General features: G+C 49.0%; 15 protein-coding genes. 5 read left to right on the top strand and 10 right to left on the bottom strand.

Translation table 11 applies throughout. The features are described from left to right. Positions 1-4: 4 nt before the first annotated feature. Complete coding sequence (gene hpsG, locus BMW43_RS15835) at positions 5-2482, bottom strand: (2S)-3-sulfopropanediol dehydratase (protein ID WP_091749809.1); 2478 nt, start codon at positions 2480-2482, stop codon at positions 5-7. Positions 2483-2532: 50 nt separating this feature from the next. Beyond that, positions 2533-3858, bottom strand: coding sequence for an MFS transporter (locus BMW43_RS15830; protein ID WP_091749805.1), 1326 nt, complete (start codon positions 3856-3858; stop codon positions 2533-2535). A gap of 233 nt (positions 3859-4091) precedes the next feature. On the opposite strand from BMW43_RS15830, the gene BMW43_RS15825 reads away from it, so the two are divergent. Further along, positions 4092-5330, top strand: coding sequence for an MFS transporter (locus BMW43_RS15825; RefSeq protein ID WP_091749802.1), 1239 nt, complete (start codon positions 4092-4094; stop codon positions 5328-5330). Between the two features lie 707 nt (positions 5331-6037). Then, the gene (locus BMW43_RS15815) at positions 6038-6433 is read left to right on the top strand and encodes a pyridoxamine 5'-phosphate oxidase family protein (protein ID WP_091749796.1); all 396 of its coding nucleotides are present in this window, start codon (positions 6038-6040) and stop codon (positions 6431-6433) included. Positions 6434-6491: 58 nt separating this feature from the next. Here the strand turns inward: BMW43_RS15815 and BMW43_RS15810 are convergent, their stop codons facing one another. From BMW43_RS15810 to BMW43_RS15780, 7 genes are all read right to left on the bottom strand, one after another. Next, entirely contained in the window at positions 6492-7010 is a 519-nt protein-coding gene (locus tag BMW43_RS15810) for a hypothetical protein (protein ID WP_091749793.1), read from the bottom strand. A gap of 23 nt (positions 7011-7033) precedes the next feature. Next, the gene (lpxA, locus tag BMW43_RS15805) at positions 7034-7882 is read right to left on the bottom strand and encodes an acyl-ACP--UDP-N-acetylglucosamine O-acyltransferase (protein WP_091749790.1); all 849 of its coding nucleotides are present in this window, start codon (positions 7880-7882) and stop codon (positions 7034-7036) included. A 48-nt stretch (positions 7883-7930) separates the two neighbouring features. Further along, on the bottom strand, positions 7931-8527 hold the full coding sequence (locus BMW43_RS15800) for a hypothetical protein (RefSeq protein ID WP_091749787.1): 597 nt from the start codon (positions 8525-8527) through the stop codon (positions 7931-7933). A gap of 15 nt (positions 8528-8542) precedes the next feature. Next, positions 8543-9214 carry a response regulator transcription factor gene (locus BMW43_RS15795; RefSeq protein WP_091749784.1) on the bottom strand — a complete coding sequence of 224 codons (672 nt, stop codon included), beginning with the start codon at positions 9212-9214 and terminating at the stop codon, positions 8543-8545. A gap of 34 nt (positions 9215-9248) precedes the next feature. Continuing rightward, positions 9249-9524 carry a hypothetical protein gene (locus BMW43_RS15790; RefSeq protein WP_091749781.1) on the bottom strand — a complete coding sequence of 92 codons (276 nt, stop codon included), beginning with the start codon at positions 9522-9524 and terminating at the stop codon, positions 9249-9251. Between the two features lie 183 nt (positions 9525-9707). After that, positions 9708-10118, bottom strand: a complete 411-nt coding sequence (locus BMW43_RS15785; RefSeq protein WP_177173630.1) for a winged helix-turn-helix domain-containing protein — start codon at positions 10116-10118, stop codon at positions 9708-9710. A gap of 168 nt (positions 10119-10286) precedes the next feature. Beyond that, positions 10287-10619, bottom strand: coding sequence for a helix-turn-helix domain-containing protein (locus BMW43_RS15780; protein ID WP_091749775.1), 333 nt, complete (start codon positions 10617-10619; stop codon positions 10287-10289). 674 nt (positions 10620-11293) lie between these two features. On the opposite strand from BMW43_RS15780, the gene hsp18 reads away from it, so the two are divergent. From hsp18 to BMW43_RS15765, 3 genes are all read left to right on the top strand, one after another. Next, positions 11294-11737 (top strand): heat shock protein Hsp18, encoded by a 444-nt coding sequence (gene hsp18, locus BMW43_RS15775; RefSeq protein ID WP_091749773.1) that lies wholly within the window; start codon positions 11294-11296, stop codon positions 11735-11737. Between the two features lie 181 nt (positions 11738-11918). After that, positions 11919-14141, top strand: coding sequence for a glycosyltransferase (locus tag BMW43_RS15770; RefSeq protein ID WP_245732528.1), 2223 nt, complete (start codon positions 11919-11921; stop codon positions 14139-14141). Between the two features lie 61 nt (positions 14142-14202). Beyond that, positions 14203-16251: a glycosyltransferase gene (locus BMW43_RS15765; protein ID WP_218140704.1), complete on the top strand. Its 2049-nt coding sequence runs from the start codon at positions 14203-14205 to the stop codon at positions 16249-16251. Between the two features lie 51 nt (positions 16252-16302). Here the strand turns inward: BMW43_RS15765 and BMW43_RS15760 are convergent, their stop codons facing one another. Further along, a complete protein-coding gene (locus BMW43_RS15760) occupies positions 16303-16839 on the bottom strand; it encodes a CatB-related O-acetyltransferase (RefSeq protein WP_218140703.1) in 537 nt (178 codons plus the stop codon). Between the last annotated feature and the right edge of the window lie 352 nt (positions 16840-17191).

The raw sequence follows: 17191 nt of genomic DNA, 5'->3' as shown, positions 1-17191 counted from the left end.
ATTCTTATACTGCCGCGTGTTCTGTCCGGGCGATCAGATCGTCCTGCAGATCGGCGGACAGGTCGGTGAAATAAGCGCTGTAGCCGGCAATCCGGACAATCAGGTTGCGGTACTTCTCCGGTTCGGCCTTGGCGGCCAACAATGTTTCGCGGTTAATTACGTTAAATTGGAGATGCCAGAGCTTAAGGTCGCACCAGGTACGGATAAAGGAAACCAGTTTTTCCGTGCCTTCCTCACCGGCTACACAGGAGGGGCTGAGCTTTACATTTAAGAGACGGGCAGCCCGTTCGCGAAAATCCATATTTTTTGAGCTGTAATTGGACAGCAGCACCGCCGTGGGACCATTGATATCGGCGCCCTGGGAGGCCGAGGAACCATCGGAAAGCGGTGTGTAGGCACGGCGGCCGTTGGGGGTTGCACTTACCACCTTGCCGAAGGGTACATGAGAGGTAAAGGGAACCAGCCGCAGATCAAGGTGTACGCCAAGCTCTTGGGAGTAACGCTGGGTAAACATCACGCACTGGCGGTCCAGTTCTTTGGCGATAGCGTCGGCATAGGCATCGTCGTTGCCGTATTTCGGCGCGTTCAGCAACCGTTGCCGAAGGATTTCCCGACCTTCGAAGTTATGTTCCAGCCCGTCAATGAGTTCGGCCATAGTTATCTTTTTGTCCTCGTAGACCAGCTTTTTGATGGCTGCCAGCGAATCGACCACGGTGCCGTAGCCCATAAATTCAAAGTAGCCCAGATCAATGCCGCCGGGAATGACCGGTTCATGAATATCCTTGCATTCTTTCAGACAGAGGTCGTGCAGGGCCGAACCCAGCGGCCAGGCAAAATGCCGGACCCGCAGGCCGATGATGACATGCTGCTGGATAAAGGCGTGTTTTAAGAAGTTGATATGCTGTGCCAGATAGGCCTGCCAAAATTCTTCCCAGGTGGTAAAGAGACGGGGATCGCCTGTCGCCAGGCCGATGATTTCATCGCCGTATAGCTTCATTTTGCCGTTATACAGCGTCATTTCCACGGCGGCCGGGAAGTTGATGTAGGCGCAGGGGCTGGTGTAGGTATCTCGGTTGGGCATGCGGCACTCGGCGCAGCCCGATACGGCGTAATCAAAGGCTTCATTGAAGCCGGCCCCCTTGGCCAGCAGCAGAGGAACCACTTCCTCGTCATTGATCAGTTTGGGAAAGCCCGAGCCGTCCTTGATGGTTTCCGCCACTTCATACAGGTAGCGGGCGGGAACCCGTCCGTGAATCCGGGCGGCCAGGTCGGGATAATGCAGTGGAAATTCCCGTTTGGACTGGAGAAACAGATAGGTCAGCTCATTGGTGGCGTCGCGGCCATCCGGTGTCTGACCGCCGATAGTCACTGCTTCCCAGTGGGCATAGCCTTCATTGAAAGCGCCACCGGTGGGAGAAATATATAAATCAATGAACTGGGCCATGGACAGCCACATGCATTCCAGCCACTCAAGCACAGTTTCATCGGTCAAAGTTCCGTCGGCGATGTCCTGTTGGTAATAAGGATAGAGATATTGGTCCATGCGGCCATTGGAAATAATGGTGCCGGTTTTTTGCTCCAGCCGGGAAAACATCTGGGTGAACCACTGGGCCTGCATGGCTTCCCGGAAATTACGGGCCGGCTGTTCCGGGACATGGCGGCAGGTGGCGGCGATTTGCAGCAGTTCCTGCCGGCGCTGACGGTCGGTTTCCCGGGCGGCCAGGTCTTCAGCCAGGTCGGCATGCCGTCTGGCCCAGAGGACAATGGCATCGCAGACAATAATGACAGCCTCCAGAAAGGGGGCTTTTTCCATCGTATCGGTCGGACTTAAGGGGTCAAGGCCGGCCAATTTTTCTGCTGCTTCCGCCTTGAGGCCGGCAAAGCCGCGTTTCAGCACTTTTTCATAGTCGTGCACCCATTGGATGGAGGAACGGAACGAGGCTGTTTCGTTGACAATAAAGCGGGATTTTAACGGGTCCTGGGGATCATAAGTATATTTCAGAGTTTCTGCCGGCAGGGCTTTGGCCAGATTCTCATGAAAGGTTTTTCCCTGCCAGTACGGGGCGATTTCTTCAATGACAATCCGGGCGTCGGCCGGTGATACCGTGAAGGGTGATTCCTGCCGGGTCGGCATTTGTTCGATAGCCAGACCGAGGAAATCACCGTCCAGCTCGGGATACAGGATGCCGTAACGGCCCTGGGAGCCGCCGCGGCCGACCAGAAGCTGGTGGTCGTCAATGTAAACGGTGATGTGCTCCGCAATGTGATATAAGGCTTTGGACCAGCGTAAAATAAGCGGCTGGCCTTCAGTTTGGCGGAAGGATTCGGTAAAATACTTGGCCCGTTCCACATCCACCTGCGGGCGAACATCCTGGAAGGTATTTAAAATATCACGGGTTCTGCCACGGCGGTACGGCAGCGGTTTTCCCGCTATTTCACTCTGGATTCGCTGTTCCTGCGGGGATAATACAGCAAGAGACATAATATATTCATCCTTTCGGTTTTAGGGCGTGTGGCCATGCCCTGGCCTGATTATGAGTTGGCAATGCTAAGAGAGTCTTTCAACGCGACAGCTTTGGTCTGGCGCGAACCGATCCAGTAGGCGCTTGCGGCGCTGACCAGGCCGGAAAAGAGCACATAGGCGCAGATCAGGGCCGGATCACCCTGGTTGTATTGCAGTAAGTAGGCGGCAATCAGCGGCGTCAGACCACTGGCGAAGATACCGGAGAATTGATAGACGAAGGAAATGCCGGTATAGCGGTGTCGGGCGGCGAACAGCTCGGCAAACAGGGCGGCTTCCGGACCGTATACCGAGGCGTAGAGGATGCCGAAGGGGATAATGATGGCCAGCCAGATGGCCGTTATATTACCGGAACTGTTGGCTAGCAGCCAAAAGGCCGGAAAGACGGAAAGGCCGGTAAGCAGGCTGCCAATCCAATAGATTTTGGCGCGGCCGATGCGGTCGGACAGATGACCGAAGAGGGGGATAAAGAAGCACATGACCAGCGCGGCCAGCATAACTCCCAGCAAGGCATCGGTCCGGGAGATATGAAGCGACTGGGTTAAATAACTGATGGAAAATACGCCGAAGATATTAAAGAATACACCGTCGATGTAGCGGGCTCCCATGCCGGCCAGGACATTGCCGGAGGATTGGCGCCACATATCGGCCAGGGGAAGTCTGGATTCTTCCTTGGCCGCTTTTACCTGTTTAAAGTCCGGTGTTTCGGCAATGTGGGCGCGTATCCAGGTGCCGATGACCACCAGAATAAAGCTGAACAGGAAGGCCGCCCGCCAACCCCAGCTCATAAACTGGGCGTCGGTTAGGACGTAGGATAGCAACCCGACGACGCCTGAGGCCAGGCATAAACCGATGGAGAGGCCGATTTGCGGCAGGCTGGCATAGTAGCCCTTTTGGCCGGCTGGAGCATATTCAAAAGTCATCAGTACAGCGCCGCCCCATTCGCCGCCCAGACCGATACCCTGCAGCACTCGCAGCAGCAGCAACAACAGGGGGGCCCAGATGCCGATTTGGGCATAAGTAGGGACAAGACCGATCAATACGGTGGAAACTCCCATAATCATCAGCGTCATGACCAGCATGCTTTTCCGGCCGATTTTGTCGCCAAAATGGCCGAAAATCACGCCGCCTAACGGACGGGTAATGAAACCGACGGCAAAGGTGGCGTAAGCCAGCAAGGTGGCAACCAGGGGATCGCTGGCGGGGAAATACAGCTTATTGAATACAATACCGGCAACTACGCCGTACAGAAAAAAATCATACCATTCGATAGTGGCGCCCACCAGGCTGGCCAATACCACCTTTCTTATGGCTGTTGCATTTTGTAACTTTCCCATGAATATCCTCCTTGAATTTGATAAACATTTTCTCTGTCCGGTTGAAAGAGTCCGGACATGCAAAAAAGCCTGAAGACAAAAAACGCTGTATTATACAGCGGATTTTTAGTCTTCAGGCTTTCTGATCAACTAAATCAAAATATTATTTTATTACAGAAAGTATAGCAGTGCAGTCGTTTGTCTGTCAATAGTTTTATCTGAATTGACAACAGGCGGGGTGGAGGGATACAATTTTGTTAAGCTTACCTGTTTTTGCCATAAATGAAGGGATAGAAAATTTCTTGAAAGCGGAGGGGGAGAAATTGGACGAATTTAGTTTACTATCCAGAAATTTTGTGCTGCTTTGCCTGTCCGGCTTTTTGTATTTTGGCAGTTTTTACTTACTGTTGCCGACCATACCGCAGTTTGTGGCCGGTTTGGGCGGAACGGCCAGCCAGATTGGTCTGGTTATGGGCGCATTTACGCTGGCCTCCGTTATTTTTCGTCCCTATTTTGGCAAACAGGCCGACCGTTACGGCCGGAAACGGCTGATGCTGCTGGGCGCGGGCTGTTTTGCGGCGTTGTTCGTTCTGTACGGAGTTACGCGGGAGATTCTTCCCTTATATGGCCTCCGGCTGCTGCACGGCGTGGCTCATGGCTGTTATCTGGCTGCGGCTTACGCTTATATCGCCGACCTGGCACCACCGAAACGCCGGGGTGAGGTCATAGGGGTGTATGGCGTGGCCAATGTGATCGCCATGGCGTTGTTTCCGGCCTGGGGCAGTCTGGTGATTGCCAGCTCCCATGATTTTTCCCGGCTGTTTACCTATTCGCTGATAATTGCCGGCCTGGCCTGTACAGCCGTGATGTTTGTCGATGAATTGAAACCCGAAGGGACGCAGGTGCAAAAGGTAAGCCTCAAACAAGTGGCAAAACAGCCGGCTGTGCTGGTGGCCTCGTTTACCTTTCTCACTGCTTCCACCGTGTATGGCACGGTCATCACTTTCTTGCCTGTCTATGCGCCACAACAGGGTATTGCGAACTTTGGCATTTTTTTTACCACCTATGCCTGCTTTACGCTGGTCAGCCGGGTAGTGGCCGGCAAGCTGTCCGACCGCTACGGGCGGAAGGCCGTCATTCTGCCTTTCTTGGTACTCTTGGCTTTGGCTACCGGTCTTTTGCCCTTTTTAAGCAGTGAGCGGCTGCTTATCGTTATTGGCGGTTGTTTCGGCCTGGGCTTCGGCGCTTTCATGCCCGCCTTGAACGCCTTTGTGGTAGACCGGACTTTGCCGCATGAGCGGGCCAGCGCCCTTGCCTTTTTTACGGCTTTTATGGACATCGGTATTACTACCGGGGCAGTCGGGTTAGGCATTGTCGGTGAACATTGGGGCTACGGCACGATGTACGGACTGGGCAGCCTTCTGGTCTGTCTGGGCATGCTGCTGTTTGCTTTAGGATCGGAGAAAACGCGCTTGCCAGACGCCGGTGAATGAAAAACTTAGTGGTCTGTCTACTTTGAAGTCATAATTATTTTACGGTCCTTTGGCCGCAATGCTTTGTTGTCGTCAGCTTACATATATTTGATATGTGCGCTTCCTTCGCCTCGCCTTGCGAAAAAATTCCCGCAAATTCTTTTATGCTTTCAAAGTAGACAGACCACTAACAGGGCAGCGGTGTATTTTACGTATTGGGATGGTTTGGCTTGTCCATGTATTTGTCGTAGTCCTGCAGATTTTTGTTTTGTTTCTGGTTTTGTGCATTCTTTTGCTGTTTTTGCTTATTGTCCTGCTGTGCCATGTGATCACCTCCTGCTCTTAGTATTTGCGCCGTCTCCGAGGGCTATGCAGCAGGTGGCGGCTTGGCCGGTATTTAGCGCCCCCAAGAGCTCTTGCCGGCAGAAAAAATTTATGCCTGATAGACAGCAAGCTTTGGTTTTTGCCGTCAGCAACCGCCGCCTGTTCTGTCCGGGCAAGCAGTCGGGTTGGCACATAGTTAAAAGAGGCGGTGCCCATACTAAGCTGGATATATGAAATTTTCTGCCGGCAGCCAGCCGATCAAAGGAATAAAGGAGAAGGAGAACAATCCTAAGTTCTTTGTCCGGACCTGTCCTGCCGGCGGACGGTCAGGATAGCCGGGAATGCGGGATAGCCCGGCAAACAGGCAAGGCGGTTAAAAAATTATAAAAAAGAGGGTGTAAGGCATGGATGAGGTTTTAGCGTTTTTATTGGACAATCGTGTGTTTTATCTGGCCACAGTGGAGGGAAATGTTCCGAAGGTGCGTCCTTTCGGTTTTGCCATGGTATTTGAGGGAAAGCTCTATTTTGGCACCAATAATCAAAAGCCTGTATACCGGCAGCTAAAGGACAATCCCCTGTTTGAGATCAGCACAACTTCGCAGAGTGGCGAATGGCTGCGACTCAGTGGCAAGGCCGTATTCGACACCACGCCCCAAACCAAGCAGGCGGCTTTGGAGGCTATGCCCACACTAAAGAAAATGTATAGTGTGGATGATACGGTTTTTGAACTTTTTTATGTTGCCGAAGGCGAAGCGACTTTCCGGGATATGAAGGGATCGTCCAGAACGGTTGCCTTATAACAACAAACGGTTGTCATAGTCTGTTGACTGTGACAACCGCTTTTTTTTTGCATTATGGTTACCAGGCTTTATAGGTAAGGCCGATATTCACGCTGCTATGGTTGCCGTGATATCGGTACAAATTATAGCTGAGATTTATGTCGGTATCCTGGGTTACCGTGTAAATGGCACCGGCTTCGACTTCCTGAAATTCTTTGCCTACAACGGCGGTCACATAAGTGTTCCAGTCCAAGGAAGTAGGCATTGTTTTGGTCATGCCAATAAAGCCCTTGGTCTTGGAATCGAAATTCCGGATACCGATGAGGACATCGGTCCCGTCGAGCCCCTGAATCTGTCCGAACAGGTCGGTGGTTGAAGTCCCCTTTTGCCAGGAAGTGGACTGCAGGCCCAGAATCAACGTATCGGACACCCTGTTTTCTATATAGTAGCGGTTGCTGTTTGTGCCCAGCATAACGCCATAGGCTGAATTGAGCTCATTCAAATCATCGGTGACCGGTACCGGTGCGGCCAGGACCGCCGCTGCGGGAAGCGTGAGACAGGTGAATAGAAATCCAAAGAATAGCTTGTTTGCTTTCATAGGAACCTCCATAGTTATTGTATTTAGCCAATCGATGAACTGGCGATGCGTTTTTGTCGCTGCTGAACGGAGCCCCGGCAAATTCCCCGTTCGGTATGACGCAAAAAATGGATAAGAGCGGTGAGTTCCGGGGAGGGGGACAGCAGGTTTTCCATAGTAGCGATGGCCTCAGGAAGGCGCAGACCGGACAGGTAGAGGATTTTGTAGGCTCTTTTTAATGTCCGGCGCGTTTCCTCGCTGATGCCGGCACGAATTATTCCTACAGTATTAAGTCCTGCCGGCTGGGCGGGATTGCCGTCAACCGTGATAAAGGGAGGGATGTCCTGCACTACTTTGGAGGCTCCGCCAATCATGGCATTGCGGCCGATTTTTACGAATTGGTGCACCCCCGACAGGCCGCCGATGGTTACCCTGTCAGCCAGTTCAACATGGCCGGCTAAATGTACGGCATTGGATAAGATGACATGATTGCCGAGGCTGCAGTTATGGGCAACATGGCTATAAGCCAGGAGCAGGCAATGATTGCCGATGCGTGTTTCCTGCTTTTCGCCGGTTGCCCGGTTGACTGTCGCGAATTCGTGTATTTGGGTGTGATCGCCGATTATTACATAGCTTTTTTCACCGGCGAACTTTATGTCCTGGGGTTGGCCGCCAATGGCTGCTCCTGAGCAAATGACACAGTCTTTACCGATGACAGTCCAACCGTCAATGACGGCGTGGGCGCCGACGATAGTGCCCTGGCCAAGTGTGACATGGTCGCCGATAACGGCATAGGGGCCGATGGCGACCTGATCTTCCAGAATGGCCCCCGGGGAAACCACCGCCGTCGGATGGATTTTTTGCGTTTGCTGTGAAGCGTAATCTTGAAACATGGCACCACCTCATCGTTTCTAAAATTTATATAGTGTAGAGAAAGCTTGCTACATTTTAGACCAGATGGTCATATCGGTGAGCTGTGCTTTCGTTAATATACGGCTGACCAGGCGGAGCGGATTGGATTTTTCCAGTTTTTTTCTCCTGTCCTCCCAGGAAAGTTTCTGATTGGCTACGATAGCCAGTGCCTGCCGCTGACACTGCAGCAGGGAATTAATGATGAGTAGCTGCTGCTTGTCGGTAAGATTCAGGGTCATTAAGAGAGCGGTGGTCTGATCGTTGTAGCTTTTCTTTTTATCCAGTTGGGCCTGCATTTGGCGCCGCTGCTGCGGTGTCAGGACCTGCATAATCCGGTCGCTGATGGTTTCCCGGATATCACTGACTTCGTTCAGATAACTGGAAAGCGCATACATTTGAGAAAAATCCAGAGTTTTAACAGTAGGCGAACCGTTTAATGAGGCTTCTTTTAGCGTATCGGCAATAATGGCATCGATCTGCTTACGCTGTTCTAACGGAAGATCAAGGCTGATCCAGGCCGCCTCCTGAGAGAGTTTAGCCGTATTGATCGCGGCGGAACAAACGGGAAGAACGGCTGCCTGACAAGTCAGCAGAAAAAATAAAATGAATGCAAGTTTCCTGAACACAGGATGCATCTCCTTTCATTGAATTCGATAGCCGTAACCGTAGATGGTTTTTATTTTAAGCGCCTTTAATTTGGCCCGCACACGGCTGATTAAGTCATAGATGGCCCGATCGGAAACACAATAATGGTCGGCCCAGATACCCTGGATTAATTGTTCTTTGGAGAAAGTCCGGCGGGGATTGGCGGCCAGCAGATATAAAAGATCAAATTCTTTGGTGGTTAAGGTGATGGATTTTCCCTGGCGGGTCACCTGTCTCTCCAGAATATGAATCTCATATTCGCCGGCCTGGATGCTTTTGGGGCGATCCGGTGCTTTTTCGGTTTTATGTCTTTGCAGCAGTTTTTGGGTTCGCATAATTAGCTCCAGCGGCGAGAAGGGTTTGACCACATAATCATCGCATTCCGTATTGAGTTCAAACAGCTTTTCCAGCGTTACTTTCAGGTCAAAGACAAAAATGACCGGTATCGCGTTGTTATGAGATTTTAATTTCCGGACGAGGCTGTCGGCTGTTTCCGGCGGTGAGGGTGGCATATCCGTAATCCATAGATCAGGGCCGTCGGCAACATGCTGCAAGGCATTGGCATAGTCCTGAAATGTTTTGACAGCCCAGCCATAGGCCTGCAAGTACGTAGTCAGGATGCGGTTTAAATCAGGTTTTTTTCCGATTAAGTAAATTGTATAGCCCATAGGACACCTCTGCTTGAATTTTAATATAACAGGATTAAAACAGTAGTTCTATTTTAAAGGGGTCTTTGGAAATGATCAGGAGAAAACGGTTTAATGGTTTTGCTAAAACCTGACGGGGTGGTAAGGAGTTGTAGCGGGTGAGAAGTATCTGCGAGAAAACGGCAGGCGTCTCCTGATCAACAGGTGGCAGGTAAATCCATTCGGTTTTGGTCTCCGCACGGACGGCGGAGGGCGTCTCGGGATAGGCAAGACAGACTTCCGTATGAAAAAGAACTTCGAATATAACATAGAGAATAAAGAGCAGCTTCATCGTTGTCACACCATTCGCGAAATTGTTTGTCAGGTTTAAGGGAATTTTTAAACAAAATGTAGAATTATGGTAGCATGTACATTATAACTAGTGATTTACGAATAACTTCCGAAAAAGTATGTAAAATAAAACAGATAAGGAAGAAAATACCCGGTATGATCCGCCGATCATACCGGGTATCTTTCAGCTAACCCTGTAGCCATAGCCATATACTGTTTCAAGCCGTAAAGCCGGCAATTTGGTGCGGATTCGCCAGATCAGGTTGTCCACGGTGCGTTTTGAACCATAATAATTGCTGCCCCAAAGATGTCTGATCAATTGATCCCGTGAAAATACCCTGCCCCGGTTCATTGCCAGCAGACAAATTAATTCATATTCCTGCGGTGCCAGCGAAATAAGGGTATTTTGGTAATGAACCGATTTTTTGGCAAGACAGATTTGGTAATCCTGCAATTGGCAGGTCTGCAGCAAATCGGCCGTTCCATCGTCCGACAGCCACAGATCTCCATCGGCGGCGGTTGGCCATATATCCTGCAAAGTATGGGAAAATTGCTGGTTGGAAAGTAACTCGGCCGGATAAATCATAGTATTCATAGTTGCTCCTTTCTCACCGGACATAAATATAAAAATGTGTTGATAATCAACTCAACAATAGAGCCGAAAAGAAAGGCAGATAGTTTACTGTCTGCCTGGTTGATTATTAGCGAGTATATCACGGTTATATTGTAATTTCCTTAAAAAATTGCCAGGGTGTTTAAATTTTTATAGACTTTCATCCAATATGCGATGAATGCTGTCCCATTGCTGTGGCGAGAGAGTGGCGGCTTTGCGCAAAAATGAAGACACTTCTTTGTTTTCGGTAATCATTTTTTGAAAATAACTGGGGATTTTATTAGCCTGGATCAGCATTTCATCAGCGTCTTCGCCTAAAACCCGGGCAATTTTAATAATTGTATCTTCCGATGGCGGTTCCTGTGCTCCATTTTCAATTTTACTGATGTAGGTGTAATTAATACCAACCAGTTCAGCCAGTTTGCGTTGGCTGATCTTTTTTTCGCTACGTAAAGTCTTTAAGGAGTGGCCAAAATGATTCATAATTAGTTATTTCCCTCCCTGGATACTTGTCTGTCAACTCTCCGGTTGTTATTTCCTTCCATGGAATAAAACCGGGAAGTGCTTGTTCCTATGAATTGTTCTAACATACGTGTTTGCAACAACAATGCAAGCTGCTGATTGCCGACACGCCCCCATATATTATATCGAGGGTCGCGGCGATTTTCTTAAATCAAAAACACGCAATAAAACCTGTTTTTGATTTAAAAAATTGCAAATTTATTGGTGATTACCTTAAATTTTGTTGTAAAAAACAAGAAAATTCAAAAACAAGGCTGATAGAATGTGGAGTAATTTAAAGAGGGGGGGACGTATGTGCAAAATGCAAAGATTGTTCTGTTCATGCTGGGTATCTTTATTCTCCTGCTAAGCTTTGTCTGCATGCCGTTATTTAATCGGGCGCTGCATCCGCGCAGGAGAAAGCACAATTCGTAAATTGAAAGTCTGTTGCGGAAAGCCGCCGGCAAAAAAGTAAGAAATTGAGAGAAAATCATTTGAATTTTGTGTGCCACAAACCTATTTCTATGTAATGCTGCAGCTTGCGATATTATAAAAGTGAATTTGACTTTTTGATCTTTTGACCTTTATCGCCTTTTTGCTATAATAAAGACAAGCCGATAAACGGTTTCTTAAAATAGCGGAAGGAGTGAGTAAGTATGTTTAATCTGGTTCCTTTCAACCGAAAGAATGAGATGGCACCAAGGGAGGATTTTTTTAATCACCTATTTGATCAATTCTTCCGGGAAGATTTCTTTGCTCCTTTTATGGCGGCAGGCAACAGCTTCCGGGTAGACCTTCGGGAAAATCGGGATGCCTATCTTATCAGTGCCGACTTACCGGGAATGAAAAGAGAAGATATTACTATTCAGTTTGCCAACGATTACCTGACCATTTCCGCCAAACGGCAGGAAGAAATGACGGATCAGGAAGAAAATTACTTACGCCGTGAGCGGCACCAGGGAGAGTACAGCCGGAGTTTTTATATTAAAAACGTCCGGGATGAGGCCATTGATGCCGAATTTAAAGACGGTGTGCTGACCGTAACGCTGCCGAAGCGTGAGCCGGCAACGGACAACAATAGAACCATTACCATCCGCTGAGAAACGGACGGTTGAAGAAAGACCTGGCAGCCAGTGCTACTGAAGAGTACTGGCTGCCAGGTCTTTTTTTGACAGCCATATTATTAAGCCGGTGGTTACTAAAACCGGTATCCGGCATATGATACAGCATGGTGCTATAACAATATGCCCGAAAATGGGCGGCAGGGAAAGAGGAATGCGTATGATCAGCATGATTATCGTAACGTTTAATAAACTGGATTATACCAAGCTTTGCATCGACAGTATCCGGCAGCACACTGCGGTGAATACTTATGAACTGATTGTCGTTGACAATGGTTCTACCGACGGTACGGTGGACTGGTTACGGGATCAGCCGGATCTGCGCGTTATTTGCAACCAGGAAAATGCGGGATTTCCGGCGGCTTGCAATCAAGGCATCCGGGCGGCGGAAGGTAATCATATTTTACTGCTAAATAATGACACGATTGTGACACCCGACTGGCTAAGTAACTTGTCGGCCTGTTTATTTAGTGCCGCCGATATTGGCGCTGTAGGGGCTGTGACCAATTCCTGCTCCAATTTCCAGAATGTTCCCTGCGAGTACAACTGCATAGAAGAATTAATGGCCTTCGCCAGGCAGATGAATCATTCCGATCCGTCGCTGTGGGAAGAACGGGAGCGACTGGTCGGCTATTGCCTGCTTGTCAAAGCGGAGGTTGTGGCGGCGGTCGGGCTGCTGGATGAAATATTCTCACCGGGAAATTTTGAGGACGACGATTATAGTGTGCGCATCCGGCAGGCAGGTTACCGGATGATTTTGTGCCGGGACGTCTTTATTCACCATTTTGGCAGTGTGTCGTTTAAAGAGCCGTCGATAAAGTTTACCATGCTGCTGCAAACCAACAAACAGAAATTTATCGAAAAGTGGGGTTATGATCCCCATAGCCGGCCTTCATCGCAGGCGGTAGCGGATCCGGTTTTAAAAAAATGGCTTGCTTATCAGCATGATGTGAACCATTTCCGGCAGGTGATCCAGGCGGCGTACCGGAAGTTTTCCTGTCTGGTCAGTCAGGCGGAGTTTTCCCTGCTGACCGGTAATTATGAAAAAGCGCTGACCCTGGTTATGCAAGCCGCCGATTACGCCCATCACTGCCATCCGGGACTGTTTGTTTCCTCCAGGCTGGAAACTGTTTTGCGAAAAATTGCCGGCAACAGTCAGTTGCGGCCGGCCACTCCTTTGACGCTGCTGCAGCAGCGAACTGCCGGCAAGCGCCAGGTGCTGCATATTCTGAGCCAGGGTTATGCCGCAGTGGGACATACGAAGGTGCTGGAGCGGTGGATGGCGGCGGATGCCGGTTCGGTGCATTCGGTGCTGGTCACTTTAAACAGTGATACCAATCCTCCCGCGCTGGCCGCAGCGACGCAGCGTTCCGGCGGCTGGTACGTGGCATTGGACAAGATGAATGCATCCCTGTGTCAGAGAGCCCTTTTGCTGCGCGACCTGGCTGCTATGTGGGCCGACCTGGTTGTCCTGCATATTCATCCTCATGATCCGCTGCCCGCTGTTGCGTTCGGTACGGCAGGCAAGGTGCCGGTAATTTTTGTCAACCATGCCGATCAGGGTTTTACACTTGGCATGAGTACTGCCGATCTGGTTGCCGAACATTGGACTTCAGGGCAGTTGATCAGCCAAAACAGGAGAGTTTTTTCCCGTTCCTGTATGCTGCCGCTCCCGTTGGAAGAGCTGCCGGAGCTCGGCGATAAGCTGGCGGCTAAAAGGGAGCTGGGGTTTACTGACAGTCAGTTGATTTGCCTGACGGTAACTCAGCCTTATCGCACGACTGTTTGCGGTGAATATGACTTTATGAAACTATTGAGGAAAATTCATGACAGGCAACCGGAAATTATTCTGCTGGTTATCGGTATGCCTGAGTCGGAAGAGTGGAAACGGCTGCGGGAAGAAAGCAATCAGTGCATCCGCTGTGCCGGTATCCCAGCTGATGCAGCCCTTTATTATAATGCCGCCGATATTTATTTGGATTCCGTACCGCTAGGTGCGCCGGAGGAAGCGCTGACGGCCGGCGCCAGAGGAATCCCGGTTATCGGGCTTGCCAACTGCATTGCGGAGCAGTTTGACAGCATTTTGGCACCGGACGGTGTTAAAACACATGTAAATACGGAGGAAGAACTTTTGGCCGGTTTAGACACTTTGCTTACTGACGAGGAATACCGTTTCACGGTAAGCCGCCGTTTGCAAAATTCCGTACGGCACCATTGCTGCCATGGCTGGAACGCTCATCTGGAAGCATTGTATTCGTTGCTTCCCGCGAAGCATACTCCGGCCGAGCTTGTTCCAACTGAAACGGTAACTGCGGATAAGCAGGATATTATTTGGTCTTATTTTCAGCACCGGTCCGGCTTGGTTCATTCCCGCTTTGGCTAATTGGAGCAAAATAAAAAGTAGCATAGGCGGGTAGGAGAAGATGAAAACAAGAGAGGTATATATGAAAACAAGTATTATTATTTGGGCTTGCAACCAACTGCAATATCTGGCACAAACTATCGTGAGTATTCGAAATTATACCGAGCAGGAAAGCTATGAACTCATTGTTGTGGATGATCATTCGACTGATGGAACCGCGGAATGGCTTAGTCAGCAGCCGGATTTAAAAATAATAACCAATGAAACAGGCAGGGGCTATACTGATGGGTGCAACCAGGCAATTGCCAAGGCCGCAGGGGAAACCATCGTTCTGCTGGAGAGTGATGTAATCGTAACGCAGCACTGGCTGGATAATCTTACCGCTTGCCTGTATAGTGAGCCATATATCGGCGCAGTAGCTCCTGTTACCAATTATGGGGGCTATGCGCAGGCAGTACCGGTCAGCTATCAGAGCATCGATGAAATGCATAGCTATGCACAAAAATATAACTTGTCTAACCCGAGTTGCTGGGAAGAACGGATTAAACTTGCCGGATTTTGCCTGATGATCAAAAAAGCCGTCATCGATTCGGTTGGACCCTTTGACGAAATATTCAGTTCCGGCTATCTAGCTGACGATGATTATAGCTTCCGGATCAGAACGAGCGGCCATAAGCTGATGCTGTGCCGGGATACCTTTGTGCACCATAATGGTGCGCCGCCGGCCGGGCCGGTTGACTACCGCGATATGCTAAGCAAGTTTGCTGCTAAATGGGGCTTTAATCCGGTATATTCGGCAACAATCAGACAGGATATCGTCAATCTGATTGAAAACCCTAAAACCCAGTCCCTTACCGTTTTGGAGATTGGCTGTGCTTGTGGCGCCACACTTATGAAGATTAAAGACGGCTATCCGAAGGCAAAATTATATGGAATTGAGCTCAATGAAAAGGCTGCGTTAAGTGCCAAGTTATTCGCCGAGGTGATAGCTGCTGATATTGAGAATACAATATTACCGTATCCTGAGGAATATTTTGATTATGTTATTTTGGCGGACGTGTTAGAGCATTTGGGAAACCCCTGGCAGGCATTGGAAAACATTAAAGCTTATATTAAGCCGGGCGGCCAGATACTGGCAAGTATCCCCAATATCATGCATTTTAGTGTACTGCGCAATCTGCTGCAGGGCTATTGGACGTACGAAGAGGCCGGTATCCTGGATAAAACGCATCTGCGCTTTTTCACATTATATGAGATTGACAAAATGTTTCAAAATACCGGCTATAAAGTGAATGCCTGCTGTCCTAATTTCATATATGAAACGGCAGCGGATCAGCAATTTATTTTGGCATTAACCGGTATTTCCGGCAATAACCGGCTCATGGAAGAGTGCCGGGCCTATCAGTATATCGTCAAAGCTTGTAAACCTGCCGCTGTGTTGCCCCCAATTCGTCCGGCAGAAGGTTTAAACAGGAATAAGATCTGTTTTGTTACCTGTGAGAACGATGATAATTTTTACCGATTTTGTCTTTCTCACATTAGGGATCTGGAAATTCCTGAAGGCTATGAGGTTGAGATATTGTCCATAAAAGACAGTGTTTCCATGGCCAGTGCTTATAACCAGGCGATTTGTAAGTCCGATGCCAAGTATAAGGTATACTTGCATCAGGATGTATTTATTATTAATAAAAATCTTATTCGGGATATTCTGCAGATCTTTGAAAATCCTGAAATCGGCATGATCGGGGTAGCCGGAAGTGCGCAGGTCCCGGCTAATGGAATCTGGTGGGAAGCAAATTGTAACTATGGCAAAGTATTTGACAGTCACAAAGGATATATGGGTCTGGTTGCTTTTCAGGACGTAGAGGGGGAATACCAGGAAGTTCAGTGTATCGATGGTTTGCTCATGATTACCCAGTATGACTTGCCCTGGCGGGAAGACCTTTTTAACGGCTGGCATTTTTATGATACTTCGCAAAGTATGGAATTTATCAAAGCAGGCTATAAAGTGGTCATTCCCAGACAACAGCAGCCATGGTGTATTCATGACTGTGGTATAACCGGTTTGACCAATGGATATCACGATTATCGCCGGGTATTTGTTGATACTTATTTGAAGACAGACGTTTAGAGCGGTTCGCAGTATAAATGCCAGGTTAAGACAGTGATACGAGAGGAAACGTCAGCCGTAGGTTTGTATAAAATCAGTTACGTTTCCTGACAATAATAAAGGCCAGGCTTCCTCGATTTTTTCAAGGGGCCAGTGCCACCAGGCTATTCGCAAGAGATCTTTGATTGCTTGTTCATCAAACCGTAGTCTGTAAAATTTAGCGGGATTACCCGCGACAATCGAATAGGGTGAGACATGTTTTGTCACAACGCTATGGGCGCCAATGACAGCTCCGTCGCCAATAGTAACGCCCGAAAGGATGAGGACCTTTCGGCCAATCCAGACATCGTTGCCGATGACGACATCGCCTTTTGATTTTGGATGGCCGGTAAACCCCTGGGCTTTTTCAAAAAGGACATTAAATGGATAGGTAGTGAGCCAGTCGGAGCGGTGTTCGCCGCCTAACATGATTTCCACCCCGTCGGCAATAGAGCAAAATTTACCTATTTTTAATCTGGCTCCTTCGCCCCAGGAAAAAATATCGGGAGTTCCGTACGTCCAGTCGCCAATGTCATAATTTTGGTAATATTGGTTTTGGTTTAAAAACATAATTATGTTAACTCTCCTCGTATTATAAAGTAGTAGTGATTAGAGCCCCTCTCCAAGGGCTATGTGCTACAATGTTTAGGATGCTGTGGATTGGTTTATTTCTCCTACCACATGATGGTTGCAGAAAGGCTCCAACCACAGCCCTTTGCAGAATTGTTAATCAGTTAGATACCGCCTGACGGTTTATTTAGAACGAGGTTACAAGAGCAGAGGGAGCTGTGGGCCTAAACAGCGTCAAATCATCATACACCGGAGGTATCATTATGGTTTGCGTTGGAATTGATGTGGCGAAGGACAAGCACGACTGCTTTATCCTCCATTCAGAAGGTGAGATTCTTGCGAATGTCTTCAC

This window comes from Propionispora vibrioides, assembly GCF_900110485.1.
GTDB lineage: Bacteria > Bacillota > Negativicutes > Propionisporales > Propionisporaceae > Propionispora > Propionispora vibrioides.
The sequence above is the reverse complement of the archived record's forward strand: the minus strand, read 5'-3'. Positions and strand labels throughout refer to the sequence as shown.

What these genes read in the sequence shown, in the direction of transcription:
- hpsG (WP_091749809.1), bottom strand. Translation starts at nt 2,482, where the DNA reads ATGTCTCTTGCTGTATTATCCCCGCAGGAACAGCGAATCCAGAGTGAA.
- BMW43_RS15830 (WP_091749805.1), bottom strand. Translation starts at nt 3,858, where the DNA reads ATGGGAAAGTTACAAAATGCAACAGCCATAAGAAAGGTGGTATTGGCC.
- BMW43_RS15815 (WP_091749796.1), top strand. Translation starts at nt 6,038, where the DNA reads ATGGATGAGGTTTTAGCGTTTTTATTGGACAATCGTGTGTTTTATCTG.
- BMW43_RS15810 (WP_091749793.1), bottom strand. Translation starts at nt 7,010, where the DNA reads ATGAAAGCAAACAAGCTATTCTTTGGATTTCTATTCACCTGTCTCACG.
- lpxA (WP_091749790.1), bottom strand. Translation starts at nt 7,882, where the DNA reads ATGTTTCAAGATTACGCTTCACAGCAAACGCAAAAAATCCATCCGACG.
- BMW43_RS15795 (WP_091749784.1), bottom strand. Translation starts at nt 9,214, where the DNA reads ATGGGCTATACAATTTACTTAATCGGAAAAAAACCTGATTTAAACCGC.
- BMW43_RS15790 (WP_091749781.1), bottom strand. Translation starts at nt 9,524, where the DNA reads ATGAAGCTGCTCTTTATTCTCTATGTTATATTCGAAGTTCTTTTTCAT.
- BMW43_RS15785 (WP_177173630.1), bottom strand. Translation starts at nt 10,118, where the DNA reads ATGAATACTATGATTTATCCGGCCGAGTTACTTTCCAACCAGCAATTT.
- BMW43_RS15780 (WP_091749775.1), bottom strand. Translation starts at nt 10,619, where the DNA reads ATGAATCATTTTGGCCACTCCTTAAAGACTTTACGTAGCGAAAAAAAG.
- hsp18 (WP_091749773.1), top strand. Translation starts at nt 11,294, where the DNA reads ATGTTTAATCTGGTTCCTTTCAACCGAAAGAATGAGATGGCACCAAGG.
- BMW43_RS15770 (WP_245732528.1), top strand. Translation starts at nt 11,919, where the DNA reads ATGATCAGCATGATTATCGTAACGTTTAATAAACTGGATTATACCAAG.
- BMW43_RS15765 (WP_218140704.1), top strand. Translation starts at nt 14,203, where the DNA reads ATGAAAACAAGTATTATTATTTGGGCTTGCAACCAACTGCAATATCTG.
- BMW43_RS15760 (WP_218140703.1), bottom strand. Translation starts at nt 16,839, where the DNA reads ATGTTTTTAAACCAAAACCAATATTACCAAAATTATGACATTGGCGAC.